Below are 15,390 nucleotides of genomic sequence, written 5' to 3' on the forward strand. Positions count from 1 at the left end.
TGCCGGTGCCATTACACCGCCCCATCCCCGGCTCCTTTATGCCGCCCATCGACACGCCGAGTCGGCAATGCGGCGAGCCCGCGCACCGCCGCCGCGTTCTCGGCGCCATCGTCGCTGCGGCCGGTGATCTCATCCAGCGCCCGGTTGTTGGTGTACGGCCCGAACACACCGATCGACACCATCACGATCAGCATGCTGCCGCCGATCAGCACGAACACTGCGGACACCCCGGCGCGCTCGAGCAGCAGCGCGACGATGAAGCTGCTCGCGATTCCGGTCAGGCGGCCGATCGAATGCACGAAGCCGAGTGCGCGCCCGCGGATCTCGGTCGGAAACACTTCCGACTGGTACGCGGTGCCGTTGCTCGCGAGCACCGTGTTGGACAGCGTGACGAGCAGGCCGAACGCGATCACGAACGGCGCCTGCGCCGACATCGCGAACGCGGTGCCGAACAGCGCGACGCCGAACGCCGACGCGACGATCAGCCACTTGCGCTCGATGCGGTCGGCGAGCACGCCGGCAACGAACGGCGACACCGGATACGCGAACGCGATCACGAACGCATACCAGAGGCTCTTCGTGACGCTCGCGCCCTGCGCGGCCAGCAGCGTCGGCAGCCACTGGCTGAAGCCGAAGAAGCCGATGCTCAGGAATGCGTTGAATACGATCAGCATCGCCGTGCGGCCGCGATGCCGCGCATCCCACATCGACGGCGCGCGCCGCGCGGCCGGCGTTGCGACGGCCGGCATCCGGACCGCGGGCAGCGGCCGGCCGGATTCCCGCTCGACCGCCTGCTCGAGCCGCTGGAGCACGGCTTCGGCGTCGGCCTCGCGGCCGGTGCTGGCAAGCCAGCGCGGCGACTCCGGCAGCCGCGACTGCAGCCACCAGACGACGACCGCGCCGCTGCCGCCGAGCAGCACGACCCAGCGCCACCCGGACATCCCGAGTGGATCGCGCGGCACCCATAACCACGACACCAGCGCGAGCACCGGCATCGCGAGATAGCCGATCGCGAAGCACAGCGCGAACGCACGCCCGCGCACTGCTTTCGGCACCAGCTCGGTCAGGAACGCGCCGATCGTGATCAGCTCAGCACCGATGCCGCAGCCCGCGACGAAGCGGCACACCAGAATGCCGAGCGCATGCGTCTGCACGCACATCGCAAGGCTTGCCGCCGTGTAGAGCAGCAGCGCACCGGTGAACAGCGCGCGCCGTCCGATGCGGTCCGCGAGGCGCGACACGAACATCTCGCCGACAAACAGCCCGGCGAACGTCGCCGCACCGAGTGCGCCCTGGTCCGACATGCCGAGCACGCCGTGCGAGCCCGCGTGAAAGATGCCGTCGCGGATCAGCCCGGGCGGCAGGTAGGTCATCTGGAACAGGTCGTAGATCTCGAAAAAACCGCCGACGCTCAGGAACATCACGAGCGTCCAGATGCTGGCCGTCGCGGGCAGGCGGTCGATGCGCGCGGCGATCGACGCCGCATGGGAATGGGACATGGCGATTCCTCGTTGATCCGCCCGCGCGGTCTGCGCGAAGCGGCGGACAGGGCGCCGGCGCGGGTGCGCGCGGCGCCGGCGTTCATACGGTGGCGACCGGATTGACCGGCGACCCGACGAGCCCGCGCAGGTGCAGCGGCGGCGCGGTCAGCAGGAAGCGGTTGCGCCGATGCGCGCGCAGCCAGTCGGCGAGCGGCGTCAGATGCCACAGCTCGCCGAGATGAATGCCGAGCTTGAACAGGCACAGCTCGTGCAGCGGCATCAGCGCGCCGGGCCGCTCGCGCGCCGACGCATGGCGCGGGCGCTCCTCGACCGCATGGTTGTCCGCCGCGAGCGCGGCAAGCCCCGATGCGTCGATCCAATCGAGCAGGCGCGGATCGTTGCCGTCGAGCACGCAGCACACGTCCGGCGCGGCGGGCTCGCCGAGCGCGTCGGCTTCGATCAGGCGATCGGCGAAGCCCGTATGCACGCATACGATGTCGCCGCGCTCGACGACCACATCGTCCGCGCGGAGTACCGACATCCATTCCGCGTAGCCGATCTTGCGCCGCTCGTCGCCGAAGTGGCGGCGCAGGTCGACCATCACGCCGCGCCCCTGCACGCCGGTTTGCGCCATCACCTCGATGCCGAGCGCGCGCGCACCGCCGCGCGGCGCACCCGCTTCGGGCACCCGGATGTGCTCGTCCATCCGGTAGCCGTTGTAGAACACGCGGGCGCGCTCGCCGTTGCCCGCCGGATCGAACAGCGAGCCGACGTGCGACAGTGCATCCCACTGCGTCGAGAACTGCGAGTGCATGCAGAACGAATCGTCGCAAACCACATCGGTTGCGTTGGCAACCTGTTCGTCCGCCCGATAGCCGAAGTACGGCCTGTCGCCGAGCAGCGCCGGCATGATCGCCGGCGGCCGGCGCCGCGCGTTCAGGCCGCCGCCGCGCGGCACGTCGAGCGGCAGGCTCAGCGAGAACACGCGGCCTTCGCGCACCTCCGCGACGCCGCGCAGCACCGCGTTGGGTGTCAGCCAGTTCAAGCGCCCTTTCTGATCGTCAGGGCCGAAATCCCCCCAGTTCGAGCCGGGCGGCCGATGGGTCCAGCGTGGCTTCATGGTGTCTCCTCCATGCAATGTCCAGTGTGCGGCGGCCGTCGTTCGCGGCCGCCTCGCACGGCGCGCCTAGCGCGTGCGGATCACGCCCAGCCCGGCGAGCCGCTCGTATTCGCGTTCGCCGAGCAGCGGCAGCAGGATCTCGCGATTGTTCTCGCCGAGCGCGGGCGCAGGCCGGCGGAACGCGCCGGGCGTGGCCGACAGGCGCGGCGTGATGTTGTGCATCGGCAGGCTGCCGACGTCGTCGTCCGGCAGCTCGACGAGCGCCTCGCGCTCGATTACGTAGTGATCCTGAACGATCTGCGCGATGTCCTGGATCGGCCCGACCGTCACGCCTGCTTCCTCGAAGAACGCGAGATTGGCGTCGAGATCGCGCACGGCGATGAATTCGCCGACGATCGCATCGAGCGCCTCCGCGTGCTGCACGCGCTGCACGTTGGTCGCGTAGCGCGGATCGTCGATCAGGTCCGCTCGGCCGATCGCGCGGAACAGCCGCTCGGCCATCGCCTGCGTCGAGCTCGACAGGCACAGCCACTTGCCGTCGCGCGTGCGATACGCGTTGCGCGGCGCGGTGTTCGACGAGCGGCTGCCGGTGCGCGCCTTGATCTCGCCGGTCATCACGTAGTTCGCTGCAGCCGGCCCGAGGATCGACAGCAGCGGCTCGAACAGAGACACGTCGATCACCTGCCCCGCCGCGCCGTGCGCGTCACGCGCATGCAGCGCGACCAGCACGGCGATCGCGCCGGACAGCCCGGCCGTCATGTCGCCAAGGAACATCGGCGGCAACACCGGCTCGCGATCGGCGAAGCCGTTGATCGCCGCGAACCCCGCATACCCTTCCGCGAGCGTGCCGAAGCCCGGCTTGTGGCGGTACGGCCCTGTCTGCCCCCAGCCGGAGATCCGCGCGATCACCAGCTCGGGACGGATCGCGAGCAGGTCGTCCGGGCCGAGCCCCATCTTCTCGGCGACGCCGGGCTTGAAGCTCTCGACGAACACGTCCGCGTCGCGCACCAGCCGGCGGACGATGTCGATCCCCTCGGGCGCGCGCAGGTCGACGCACACGCTGCGCTTGTTGCGTCCGTACACCTTCCAGTTCGTGCTGATCCCGCCCGCGCCGACCGCGCGCAGCGTATCGCCGCGCTCGCTCTCGACCTTGACGACATCCGCCCCGAAATCGGCGAGCTGCACGCTCAGCATGTTGCCCGCCATCAGGCGCGACAGATCGACGACGCGCACGCCCGCGAGCGGCCCCCGCGCGCCGGCGTCGAACGGTTTCGGATGGATCGGGCCGGTGGACGCGCGACGGCGCGCGCCGGCCGCGTGAGCGGCCTGCGGGTCGGGAACGAACATGCTTGTCTCCTGGTTGGTGGTTGAGTCGTTCGATGCGGACTTCGAAGTGCGCGCGCTCGGCCGCGCGCTGGCGCTACTCGAGCAGCTCGCCGAGTTGGTCGGCCGCGCGAAACGCCGCGCCCGCGGCGGGCAGATCGCCGCCCAGCGCACGCGTCAGCTCGGCGGCGGCTGCCTGCACGCGCGGCAGGTAGTCGGCCAGCACCTTCTTGTTGAAGCGATAGCGCGGCACGCCGAGCGAGATCGCGCCGCTCAGCACGCGTCCGACGCCGAACGCCGGGCACGCGATCGCCGCGCTTTCCGGGTCGCGCTCGGCAATCGACACCGCGTAGCCCTGCTCGGCCGTCTTCTCGTAGTCGCCGCCGCGCGTGCCGCTGAACGCGAGCAGCACGCGCCCGGCCGCGCCGACGTCGAGCGGAAAGCGGTCGCCTTCGCGCAGGTGCGTGCGCACCGAGCGCTGCGCCTGGATGCGGAACAGGCACACGCGCTGATCCCCTTCGCGCACGTAGAACGCGGCCGTCTCGCCGGTTTCCGCCGACAGCGTCGACAGGATCGGCATCACGTACTCGCGCAGCTGAAACGACTCGCGATACATCATCCCGAGCTGGAACACGGCGGGCCCCAGCACGTAGCGCCCATCCGGCAGGCGCTTGATGAAGCGGAACTGCTCGAGCGACTCGAACATCCGCAACAGCGTGCTCATGTTGAGCCCCGTTTCCTCGCTGACCTGCGCGAGCATCAGCCCGCCGGGCGCGTTGCCGAACGCCAGCAGCGCGGTCAGCGCGCGGTTGACTGCGGCCACGCCGCCCTCTGCGGGATTGCTTGTCTCCATCTTGCTCATGTCCACCTCGTGCGATGCCGGCAGAGTCGTACCGCGGCGCGGCTGCCGGCATCTAAAAATGAAAGTTGCTTTCATTATACGCAGATCATCGACGACAGCAACATGAATCAACACAGATTCACTCGCTCGTCATTTCTGAAAATCCCCTTTAAAACTAGGCGTTAACGATAATCTTGACGAATGCCATCATCCGCCTCAAAAATGAAAGCGACTTTCATTTTTATGGATCATCGATGGAATTCTCGTCTCAACCGGTCTGGCGCTCGCTGCTGTACGTCCCCGCCCACGTCCCCCGTTTCGTCGCTTCGGCCGCCGCGAGCGACGCCGATGCCCTGATCCTCGATCTCGAGGACAGCGTCCCGCCAGCATGCAAGGAGACCGCTCGCGACGGGCTGGCCGATGCCGTGCCGGCGCTGCGCGCGCCGGGCCGCGACGTGCTGGTGCGCGCCAACGGCCCGCTCGACCTGCTGGTGCCCGACCTGCGCGCGGCCGTCCGGGCCGGCGTGGACGGCGTCGTGCTGCCGAAGGTGCGCGGCGGCTCGCACGTCGAGGCGATCGACGAACTGCTGGCCGCGCTCGAAGAGGAAAGCGGCGCGCCGCCGGGCCGCACGCGGATCGTCGCGATCGTCGAAACGCCGCGCGCGTTCCAGGCGATGGACCGGATCGCGCAGGCGTCGCCGCGCGTCGTCGCGATGATGCTGGGCGGCGGCGACTTCGCGCTGAACTGCGAAAGCGCCGCGAGCGCCGACGTGCTGCGCGTGCCGAAGCAACTGCTGATCATCGCCGCGCGCGCCGCCGGCGTCCTGCCGCTCGGCCTCATCGGCGGCCTCGACGAGCTGCGCGATCTCGACGCGTTCGAGCGCATCGCGCGCGCGTCCGCGGAGCTCGGCTATGCGGGCGCGACCTGCATCCATCCGCTGCAGGTCGGCGCGCTCAACCGCGCGTTCCGTCCCGACGAAGACGCGGTGCGCGACGCGAATGCGGTGCTGGCCGCCTATGACGACGCGCGCGCGAACGGGCGCGGCGCGCTGCGCGTCGACGGCAGGATGGTCGACGCGCCTGGCGTCGCCCGCGCGAAGCGCGTGCTCGCGCGTCACGCGGCCGTGCAGGCGCGTGCCGACGGCGCGCCCCGGTGATGCACGCGCCGTCCTGCATCTCCGTGCTTCACCCCGGCACATGCGTACGTCGCGCGTGCGTCCCGCCGCGACGCGGCCGGTTCGCCGCCCGGCCCGGATAGCGCCGCCCGCAGCAGCACCGCGCCGCTCGACCAGCGCGGCGCCGCAATCAAACAAACAACAAACCCTCGAAGGAGACAAGCCATGGGCAAGCGAATGTCCGCATTGTGCGGACTGGGCCTCGTATCGGCCGGCGCCTGCGCGCAAAGCACGATCACGCTGTACGGCGTGGCCGACATCTATACGGAATTCCTCACCCACCAGGCCGCGCCCGGCGACAAGTCGTCGGCATCGCTCGTGCGGATGGCGTCGGGCGGCAAGAGCGGCTCGCGCTGGGGCCTGAAGGGCGTCGAGGATCTCGGCGGCGGCTGGCAGGCCGCATTCCGGCTCGAAAGCGGCATCAACCTGAACAACGGTTCCGGCACCGGCGCGGGCGGCTTCGACCGCTCCGCGTGGATCGGGCTGCAGCACGAGCGCTGGGGCACGCTGCGGCTCGGCCACCAGTATTCGACGCTGTTCGACGTCATGGAGCGCTATTCGCCGACGGGCGCGTACTCGACGCTGTACGAGCCGGCCGGCGCGATCGTCGGCGTCAACTTCCGCGAGAACAACGTCGCCAAGTACCTGGCGAAGCTCGGCTCGCTGACGCTCGAAACGCACTATTCGTTCGGCGGCACGCCCGGCGCGTTCCAGTCGAATGCCGCCTACGGCGCCGGCTTCGATTATGCCGGCGCCGCGTTCTCGTTCGCCGCCGCATTCGACAACGTCAACACGCCGCAGCCTGGCGGCTTCGCGCATTTCCGCCGCTACGCCGCCGCCGCGATCGTGTCGGTCGACCGCGCGCAGCTGCTGGCCGGCGTCACGCACGGACAGAGCGGCGTGGCCACGCGGTCGGTCGTGACGAACTACACGTTCTGGTGGGCCGGCGTGCGCTACATGATCACCCCTTACCTGCAGGCGCTCGGCGCGTTCTATTACGAGGACATCCGTGCGCAGAATCCGCCGGACGCGCAGGCGAGCGCGCCGCACCCGGCCAACCCGCAGCAGGTCACGCTGCAGCTGAACTACTTGCTGTCGAAATCCGTCACGCTGTACCTCGCGGCCGGCTACGCGCGCCGCGCCGCGCTCGATTTCGACAACTACAACTACAACTTCCTCCACTACACGCTGGCCGCCGACCGCGCCGGCAGCGCGGGCGTGGCGCTCGGCCTGCGCAAGCTGTTCTGAGCCCGCCTCTCTCGCCCTTTCAGGAACCTTCGGAGTCTTCAAACCATGAACCGCCGCCACTTCCTTTCCACGCTGACCGGCGCCGCGCTCGCGCTACCACTTGGCCGTGCCCGCGCCGGCTCGCTGCCGACGGCCGCCGGCCGCCCCGATCTCGCGCAACAGCTCGCCGACTACGCGGCCGGCCTGCAGTATCGCGACCTCGACGCCGCGACGATCGAGACGATCAAGGCGCATCTGATCGACGCGCTCGGCTGCGCGATCGCCGCGCACGACGAACGCCCGGTGCAGATCGCGCGCGACGCGGCGCTCGCGTCGCCGGGCGGCGTGTCGACGATCGTCGGCACGAACCGACGCACGAGCCCCGATCTCGCCGCGTTCGCGACCGGCACCGCGCTGCGCTACTACGATTTCAACGACGCGTACGCCGGCAAGGAAACCGGCCATCCGAGCGACAACATGTCCGCGTGCCTCGCCGTCGCCGAAGCGCAGCATGCGAGCGGCCGCGACCTGATCCTGTCGATCGCGATCGCGTACGAGATCGCGTGCCGGCTGATGGACGCCGCCGCGATCAGCCCGCGCGGCTGGGACCACACGTGCTACAGCCTGCCCGCCGTCGCGCTCGCCGCCGGCAAGCTGATGCGCATGCCCGCGCCGCAACTGGTGCAGGCGGTCAACCTGTCGATCAACAGCCATCTCGCGCTGAACCAGACGCGCGTCCAGCAGCTGTCGAACTGGAAGGCGCTCGCCGATGCGGACGCGGCGCGCAACGCGGTGTTCTCGACGCAGCTCGCGCGCGCCGGGCTGACCGGCCCCGCGCCGATCTTCGAAGGCATGGCGGGGTTCTTTCCGCAGGTGTCCGGGCCGTTCGCCGTCGACACGCGCGAATTCGGCGGGCGCGACGGCGCGTTCCGGATCGGCAAGTGCTTCGTGAAGTTCTATCCCGCGCAAGGACTCACCCAAACCGCGATTCCGGCCGCGCTCGACGTCGCCGCGCAGGTCGGCGACCTGCGCCGCATCCGACGCATCGAGATCCACACCACCGCGGTCGGCTACGTGACCGCCGGCCGCGACCGCGAAAAATGGGCGCCGTCGACCCACGAGACTGCCGATCACAGCCTGCCGTACATCGTCGCGCGCGCGATGCTCGACGGTGACATCACGACCGAGAGCTACCGGCACGACGCGCTGCACGATCCGGCGCTGCGCGCGCTGATCGAGCGGGTCACGGTGCAGGAGGACCCGGCGCTGACCGCCCGCTATCCGGCGCAGGCGCCGAACCGGGTGACGGCCGTGTGCGAAGACGGCACGACCTGCGCGAAGCAGGTGGACGACCTGCCCGGATCGCCGACGCGGCCGATGCGGCGCGACGACTACGAGGCGAAGTTCGCGAAGAACTGCCGGCGGCACTGGAGCCCGACGCAGATCCGCGCGGCGCTCGATTACCTGTGGCGGCTCGACGAGCAGCCCGACGTCGCGACGCTGCCGCCGCTGCTCGTCGTCGACTGAGCCGCGTGCCCCGCCCAGGCCTCCGCCGCGACGCCATGCCGCTCGAGCGCTTCCGCGACCTCGACGAAGCGGCCGCGCAGCCACGCGTGCGCGTCCTGCCGAGCCTTTACCTGCAGCAGACGCGCGGCGCGAGCGCGCTGCGTGCCGGCTTCGAGCTGTTTTCGCTGAGATGGAAGCCGACGGAAACCTTCGAGACGGGCATCCTGAAGACACTCGGCCGGTACCTGTAGACGTTCGGACAGCATTCGGCGTCGGCCGCGGGCAGGGTCAGGCGCGGCCGCGCGGCGACGTCGCGTGCCGGCGTCGCCGCAATGCAGAAACTTAATACGGATTCCGATCGACCCATCAAGGCAACGACAAACCATCAATTGCTATTGTCGTTCGCTTCGAAATGTAGCTGCGATCGAGTTCCCCGACCGAGCGGCAACCGATGAGGGCGAGCGTCCGGTCTGTTTCCCGTTTGATCATCTCGATGACGTCGCTCACGCCGATTTCCCCTCTGGCTGCCAACCCGTATAACGTGGCGCGCCCGAGCATCACGGCATGTGCCCCCAAGGCGATCGCCTTGACGACGTCAGCTCCTGTCCGTATCCCACTGTCGAGAATGACAGTCGTTCCCGAGGTGCGCTCGACAATATCCGGCAGCACATCGGCTGTCGCGGGCAGGTCGGCGAGCTGCCGGCCGCCGTGGTTCGAAACGATCACGCCGTCCGCGCCGAGCTCGACGCACCGCGCGGCATCGTCGGCCGTCACGATGCCCTTGACCAGGAGTTTGCCAGGCCATTCGTCCCGCAAACGGCGCAGGTCGTCCCAACTGAAGCTCGCATCCATCTGTCTGCGAAGAATCGCTGCCTGGGAAGCTGTGTCCGATGCATCGTCCGTAGCGAAATTTCTCAACTCCGGCATGCCGTGCGTCAGATAGGACCAAAGCCAACGCGGGTGCGACAGTCCGTCGACGGCCGCGCGCGCACTTGCCTTGAACGGCATGGCAAAGCCGTTGCGAAGATCGCGTTGGCGAAAACCGTTGACCGCCACATCGGTGGTGAGGATCAAAGTCGAATAGCGAGCCGCGCGGGCACGATTGACGAGGCTCTTCGCGAGGTTGCGATGAACCACATACAGTTGAAACCACAGTTCTCCGTCGGCTCTTTTTGCCACCTCTTCGATGGACATGTTGGAAGCCGTCGATAGCGCAAAGGGAATACCGGCCTTGGCCGCCGCACGCGCAAGTGCGAGGTCGCCCTTGGGCCAGAATGCGCTATTCAGGCCCGTGGGTGCGATCACCAGCGGTGATGGAATCCGCCGGCCTAGAAGTTCCACCGACTGCTCTCGCATGCTGACATCCGACAGCCGGCGCGGCAACAACTGCAATTTATCGAACGCCGAACGGTTGTGCCTCAGTCCCGATTCATCGTCCGCCGCGCCTTCCAGATAGTCGAACACCATTCGTGGCAGCCGCCGTCTGGCTTCGTCACGATAGTCGCTGACGGAGAAAATGCCGGGAAATCCTGTTGTCATGATTTACGTACTGTCGGAGTAGATCGTGATGCGAAGAACACGAGGCGCGCTGGAGTCCGGATTCGCGCGCCTCTGTCAAGCTGGAGCCTGAGGTCAGCCGCGATTGACGGGCGGAACATGACGACGCACGATCATCAGGCAAATAAAGACCATCGACATCGCCCCACCAAGCATGCCCAGGTACGCGGACGCTCCCCCCCTGCGTGATCACGAATGCCCCGGCGAACGCGCTGAGAATCGCTCCGAGCCGCCCGAATGCGAGCGCGGATGCGGTCCCGGTCGCGCGTATCTCGGTCGGGTAGACGTAGGCGCAAAGGGCATACATCGTCGACTGAACCGCATTCACGAAGAGGCCGTGCAAACCAATTCCGAACACAAGCAACGTCGTGTGGGCAGAGACGTCGATACCGCGCAGGAAAAGCGCGCTCGCGGATGCCATCAGGCAGCACACGAGCAAAGGCCAGCGTGACCCGAACCGGCCGATTGCCACTGCGCAGCCCAGAGCGCCGATGACGCCACCCAGGTTGTAGGCGGTCAGGCCCGAACCTGCCACCGAAGGGCTGAGCCCCTCGCCTGCAAGCATCGTCGGCAGCCAGCTGAATGCGCTGTAGACCGCGATCAGGTTCATGAAGAAAGCGATCCAGATTGCAATCGTGTCACGGCCTTGATCGTCCGCGAACAGAGCACGAAAGCCCGGACGCTGTACCGCTTTCTGTTCCTTCTGATCGGCGAACACGGCGTCCGGCTGAATCGAGCGGGACATGCGGGTCAGCAGGTGACGCAGTTCGTTCCAGCGTGCGTCATGGCGGACAAGATAACGCGGCGATTCCGGCATGGCGAGATACAGCAGGAACGCCAGTGCCACGGGAAGCGTGCCGCCGATGAGAAAGAGCCCACGCCAGCCATGGTGAGGAAGCACGACGCTCGCGAACAGTCCGGCAAGCATGCCCCCCAGCGGTACGCACACGATGGTTGCGGTGACTGCGAGCGTCCGCCGGCGAGCCGGCGTAAATTCCGCCGTCATGGTCGTCGCGCTTGGCAGCGCACCACCGATACCCAGTCCCGCGAAGAAGCGCAGGATTGCAATGGTCATGACGTCCGGCGATAGCGCAATCGAACTCGTCGCCAGGCCAAATACCAGCACACTTCCAATAATGGCCCAGCGCCGACCGAACCTGTCCGCGAAAAGGCCGGCGAACGCGCTACCGATACCCATGCCTACGAGGCCGGCAGCAACGGCGGGCGCAAATGCGTTGCGCGTAATGCCCCATTCCTTGATCAAGCTGGGAATGGCGAACCCGATGAGTTGCCCATCGAAGCCATCCATCACGATCGCGAACGCGGCGAGAAAGACGACCATTCGCTGAAACGCCGAGAACGGTCCGTCATCAAGGGTGCGGCCTATGTCGACGATCGGCAGACCAGGATTACGATCGTTCATTCCGCACCCCCGACCAGAGCAGTGAAGCCTGAATCGCAGGCCTGGGTAATCCGTTCTCCGACGTGATGGCCCGACTCGAACCGGGTGCGATCGAGCGACCACTCAAAATTGACAATAGGCATTGCAGTCTCCTTAAGCCGATCGCTCGTTGTTCCACGAGCGAAGGCTACTCACCGGTACAGGGTTGTTGTTTTGTTCGCGCCCACGATCCAGCGGCCCGTCTCGTCCGTCGCGAACAAGACGCGCCCCGACCGTGGCAACCATCAGAACGGATAGTGACGAGGCGTCGTTTGCACGGTGATCCAGCGCAAATCGGTAAATTCCGCGATTCCCGCCTTGCCGCCGAAGTGCCCGAAACCACTGGACTTCATCCCGCCAAACGGCATTTGCGCCTCGTCGTGAACCGTCGGCCCATTGACGTGGCAAAGCCCGGACTCGATACGCTTCGCTACCGTCAACGCACGCGCGACGTCACGGCTGAAGACTGCCGCCGACAGACCATATTCGTTGTCGTTCGCGCATGCGATGGCCGCTTCGTCTCCCTCGACGCGGACGATCGCCTTGACCGGCCCGAACGACTCCTCCCGGTAGATATGCATGTCGGCCGTGACGTGATCGAGCAGCGTGGCCGGCATGAGCGTGGTCTCGGATTTTCCTCCGCAGACCAACGTCGCACCTTTCCCCAGCGCGTCGTCGATCAGGTCGTTGCACTTCCTCACGGTCGCCATGTCTACAACGGAGCCGAGTACGGCCGGGCCCTTTCTCGGATCGCCAAGCGGCAGGCTCTTCGCCTTTTCGGCCAGGCGCGCGACGAATTCGTCGGCGATGTTCGCGTCGACGACGATGCGTTCGGTGGACATGCAGATCTGACCGGAATTTGCGAACGCCCCGAATGCCGCGCCTTGAACCGCAGCGTCGATATCGGCATCGTGAAGAACAAGAAACGGAGCCTTTCCGCCGAGCTCAAGTACCGAGGGCTTCAGATACTTCGCGCACTGGGTGGCGATGATGCGGCCGACGCGGGTCGAGCCCGTGAAGTTCACCCGTCTGACCGCGGGCTCGGCAATGAGCGCTTCGACAATGGCGCCGGCATTCGCCGGCGCATTCGTGACGAAGTTCACGACGCCGCGCGGCAGCCCGGCGTCCTGCAACGCCTCGATGATGAGGCCGTGGGTCGCGGGGCAAATTTCCGAACCCTTGAGCACGACGGTATTGCCGCAAGCCAGCGGCAGCGCGATGGCACGCACGCCGAGGATGACGGGCGCGTTCCACGGTGCGATCCCGAGCACGACGCCGGCGGCCTGCCGAACCCCGAGCGCGAGATTGCCGGGCACGTCCGACGGAATCACTTCGCCCGAAATCTGCGTGATCATCGCAGCAGCTTCGCGCAATCCGTCGGCCGCAAGCTTGACGTTGAAATCGGCCCACAGGCGGGACGCGCCCGTTTCGGTCGCCATTGCCAGCGCGAAAGCGTCGCCCTTTTCTTCGAGCGCATCTGCGGCTCGATTCAGCAATGCGCGTCGCTCGCCGGGCCCCATCGCCGACCAAGCGGGAAACGCGGCGGCGGCAGCGTGCACCGCGGCCTGTGCATCGGCGACGGTCGCGGCGGGTGCGGTCGATGCAACCGTGCCATCGAGCGGATTGCGGCGCTCGAATGTCGCCCCATCGCGCGCCATCGTGCGCTCGCCGTTGATCAACATCGATACCTGATTCATTGCCGTCTCCTGGAATATGTTTGAAAAGCCAGCCTGTCGAACCACCGACTCGCGGTCAGGCCACGACAATTTCTACAAGGCGCGTTTTGCCCGAAGACAATGCGTCTTCCAGCGCGGACTTCAGCGACGGCGCGTCGCTCACTCGCACCCCTTCGCAACCCATGCTGTTGGCCAGAGAAACGAAATCCAGCCCCGCGAGGTCGGTGCCCTGGACCGGATCCGACGCGGAGAAGCCGAAGACGGGCGCAAATTCCTGCAAGGCGGCGTAGCGGGCGTTATTCAGGATGACAAAGGTGATCGGGAGATCGAGTTGGACCGCGCTATAGATCGCCTGCGGCGAATACATCGTCGAGCCGTCACCGATGAGGCCGATCACGCGGCTGCCGGGTTTGCCCAACGCCACGCCCACCGCGGCGGGCATGCCGTAGCCCAGACCGCCGCTTGCCATCGTGTAAAACGTCTGACTGCGCGTGAACGGCAGATAACGCTGCATGACGGGCCGCGAACTTGGCGCCTCCTCGACCACGATATCCGCTGCGTCGCGCACCTCGGAGAGCGTCTGCAACGCATACGCGACCGACATGACCGCCGTGGGCTCGGCTCGCTCGACGACCTCGCGAGGCGCCGGCAACGGCCGGCCACGCGGCGCCGGACGCGCGAGCAGGTCCGCCAGCCCCAGGCGAACGTTCGCCACCACCGACGTGCCGACCGGGGTCCACGCCGCGGTAGCCGGATCGTCGATCAATTGGTACAACGCCGCGCCATCAGGCACATGCGGCCCACTGCCTTCGACGTGATACGCAAAAGCCGGCGCCCCGACGACGAAGATCAGGTCATGCCCATCCAGAATCCGAACGATTTTTTCGCGCATCGCCGGAAGGAATCCGGCGAAAAGTCGGTGATCTTCAGGGAAGCTGCAGCGTGACGACATCGGCGCGACATAAACCCGCGCGTTGTGGCGCTCGGCGAGCTGGATGGCCTCGCTCCAGGCGTCGGCACGATCGAGTTCCGCGCCGACGACGATGGCCGGCCGTTTGCAGTTGTCCAGCGCGTCACCGATCTCCGCGATCGATGCCGGATCGGGGCGGAACCGGGTGCTGACCCGTGTCGCCTCGACGAGGTCGGCCGGCTGATCCCAGTCGTCGACCGGAATGGAAACGAACACCGGGCCACGCGGCTCCTGCATCGCCACGTGATAAGCACGGGCGAGCGCACGCGGAACATCCGCGGCACGAGCCGGTTCGATGCTCCACTTCACATAAGGCCGCGGCAACTCGGTTGCTTGCGATGCCGACAGAAACGGATCGAACGGCAGAATTGAGCGGGCCTGCTGGCCGGCAGTAATGATCAGCGGCGTCCGGTTCCTGAAAGCCGTGAATATGTTGCCCATCGCGTTGCCGACACCGGCCGCCGAATGCAGATTGACCAGAGCGGCATTGCCGGTGGCCTGGGCATATCCATCCGCCATACCGACGACGACGGCTTCCTGCAATCCCAGCACGTACCGGAAGTCCTCCGGGAAGTCGCGGAACATGGGCAGCTCGGTCGAGCCGGGATTGGCAAACACCGACGTCATTCCGAGGCGCCGCATCAAGTCCACGACGGCATCGCGAACGGTCGGCTGCCCACTTGTGTTTCGTTGCATCTCGAGTCCTCTGCGGTTCGCCACTCAGGCTGGCGGTGATTGGATGAGCCGCAGTATGGGATTCGATGCATTGTTTGAAAATTGCCAAAATTGCTCAAGGTCATTACGTTCAGGCATGGGTCCATCGGGCTGCCGGATGCGTCCATTCCGCCCGGAAGCCTTGCGGGTCAAGGCCGTACGCCGTCATCGCCGGCTCTGCGGCAGCCGCGGTGAGCGGCCATGGCGGTCTGGTTCAGGGAAGACACCTAGTACCGGACAACTCGGGATCTTGTGCGATTCCTTTAGCCCCTTTCAACCGCCGAGCGGCCGTCGCGGCTGAAACAAGCGGCAGCGTGACGCTGGTCGACGCGGCCATGACAACTGCGCCGGCGCACGCT

At 67.1% G+C, this 15,390-nt stretch carries 11 protein-coding genes and 1 pseudogene; 4 read left to right on the forward strand and 8 right to left on the reverse strand.

Annotated elements, in window-relative coordinates:
- Positions 1-11: 11 nt before the first annotated feature.
- The 4 genes from U4012_RS01635 to U4012_RS01650 all read right to left on the reverse strand — a co-directional run bounded on the left by U4012_RS01635 (position 12) and on the right by U4012_RS01650 (position 4,786).
- Complete coding sequence (locus tag U4012_RS01635; protein ID WP_321795595.1) at positions 12-1,499, reverse strand: MFS transporter; 1,488 nt, start codon at positions 1,497-1,499, stop codon at positions 12-14.
- Positions 1,500-1,581: 82 nt separating this feature from the next.
- Entirely contained in the window at positions 1,582-2,601 is a 1,020-nt protein-coding gene (locus U4012_RS01640; protein ID WP_321795597.1) for a cyclase family protein, read from the reverse strand.
- 66 nt (positions 2,602-2,667) lie between these two features.
- Positions 2,668-3,948: a CaiB/BaiF CoA transferase family protein gene (locus tag U4012_RS01645; RefSeq protein ID WP_044844554.1), complete on the reverse strand. Its 1,281-nt coding sequence runs from the start codon at positions 3,946-3,948 to the stop codon at positions 2,668-2,670.
- A gap of 73 nt (positions 3,949-4,021) precedes the next feature.
- Positions 4,022-4,786, reverse strand: coding sequence for an IclR family transcriptional regulator (locus U4012_RS01650; RefSeq protein WP_044844555.1), 765 nt, complete (start codon positions 4,784-4,786; stop codon positions 4,022-4,024).
- Positions 4,787-5,019: 233 nt separating this feature from the next.
- Between U4012_RS01650 and U4012_RS01655 the strand changes: the two genes are divergently transcribed.
- From U4012_RS01655 to U4012_RS01670, 4 genes are all read left to right on the forward strand, one after another.
- A complete protein-coding gene (locus U4012_RS01655; RefSeq protein ID WP_321795600.1) occupies positions 5,020-5,922 on the forward strand; it encodes a CoA ester lyase in 903 nt (300 codons plus the stop codon).
- 183 nt (positions 5,923-6,105) lie between these two features.
- Complete coding sequence (locus tag U4012_RS01660; protein ID WP_044844557.1) at positions 6,106-7,188, forward strand: porin; 1,083 nt, start codon at positions 6,106-6,108, stop codon at positions 7,186-7,188.
- Between the two features lie 45 nt (positions 7,189-7,233).
- Positions 7,234-8,694 (forward strand): MmgE/PrpD family protein, encoded by a 1,461-nt coding sequence (locus tag U4012_RS01665; protein ID WP_321795603.1) that lies wholly within the window; start codon positions 7,234-7,236, stop codon positions 8,692-8,694.
- 35 nt (positions 8,695-8,729) lie between these two features.
- Positions 8,730-8,924 (forward strand): hypothetical protein, encoded by a 195-nt coding sequence (locus tag U4012_RS01670; protein ID WP_321795605.1) that lies wholly within the window; start codon positions 8,730-8,732, stop codon positions 8,922-8,924.
- A 115-nt stretch (positions 8,925-9,039) separates the two neighbouring features.
- Here the strand turns inward: U4012_RS01670 and U4012_RS01675 are convergent, their stop codons facing one another.
- From U4012_RS01675 to mdlC, 4 genes and pseudogenes are all read right to left on the reverse strand, one after another.
- On the reverse strand, positions 9,040-10,212 hold the full coding sequence (locus U4012_RS01675) for an alpha-hydroxy-acid oxidizing protein (protein WP_321795607.1): 1,173 nt from the start codon (positions 10,210-10,212) through the stop codon (positions 9,040-9,042).
- 93 nt (positions 10,213-10,305) lie between these two features.
- A pseudogene (locus U4012_RS01680) lies at positions 10,306-11,653 on the reverse strand (MFS transporter).
- A gap of 263 nt (positions 11,654-11,916) precedes the next feature.
- Complete coding sequence (locus U4012_RS01685; RefSeq protein WP_321795609.1) at positions 11,917-13,368, reverse strand: aldehyde dehydrogenase; 1,452 nt, start codon at positions 13,366-13,368, stop codon at positions 11,917-11,919.
- 55 nt (positions 13,369-13,423) lie between these two features.
- Positions 13,424-15,013: a benzoylformate decarboxylase gene (mdlC, locus tag U4012_RS01690; protein ID WP_321795611.1), complete on the reverse strand. Its 1,590-nt coding sequence runs from the start codon at positions 15,011-15,013 to the stop codon at positions 13,424-13,426.
- Between the last annotated feature and the right edge of the window lie 377 nt (positions 15,014-15,390).

The sequence above is a fragment of the Burkholderia sp. BCC1988 genome, from assembly GCF_905339895.1.
GTDB lineage: Bacteria > Pseudomonadota > Gammaproteobacteria > Burkholderiales > Burkholderiaceae > Burkholderia.

Bases quoted from the DNA above. Each gene is read 5' to 3' on its own strand.
- mdlC (WP_321795611.1), bottom strand. From the start codon at position 15,013: ATGCAACGAAACACAAGTGGGCAGCCGACCGTTCGCGATGCCGTCGTG.
- U4012_RS01640 (WP_321795597.1), bottom strand. From the start codon at position 2,601: ATGAAGCCACGCTGGACCCATCGGCCGCCCGGCTCGAACTGGGGGGAT.
- U4012_RS01665 (WP_321795603.1), top strand. From the start codon at position 7,234: ATGAACCGCCGCCACTTCCTTTCCACGCTGACCGGCGCCGCGCTCGCG.
- U4012_RS01685 (WP_321795609.1), bottom strand. From the start codon at position 13,368: ATGAATCAGGTATCGATGTTGATCAACGGCGAGCGCACGATGGCGCGC.
- U4012_RS01660 (WP_044844557.1), top strand. From the start codon at position 6,106: ATGGGCAAGCGAATGTCCGCATTGTGCGGACTGGGCCTCGTATCGGCC.
- U4012_RS01655 (WP_321795600.1), top strand. From the start codon at position 5,020: ATGGAATTCTCGTCTCAACCGGTCTGGCGCTCGCTGCTGTACGTCCCC.
- U4012_RS01645 (WP_044844554.1), bottom strand. From the start codon at position 3,948: ATGTTCGTTCCCGACCCGCAGGCCGCTCACGCGGCCGGCGCGCGCCGT.
- U4012_RS01635 (WP_321795595.1), bottom strand. From the start codon at position 1,499: ATGTCCCATTCCCATGCGGCGTCGATCGCCGCGCGCATCGACCGCCTG.
- U4012_RS01650 (WP_044844555.1), bottom strand. From the start codon at position 4,786: ATGAGCAAGATGGAGACAAGCAATCCCGCAGAGGGCGGCGTGGCCGCA.
- U4012_RS01675 (WP_321795607.1), bottom strand. From the start codon at position 10,212: ATGACAACAGGATTTCCCGGCATTTTCTCCGTCAGCGACTATCGTGAC.
- U4012_RS01670 (WP_321795605.1), top strand. From the start codon at position 8,730: ATGCCGCTCGAGCGCTTCCGCGACCTCGACGAAGCGGCCGCGCAGCCA.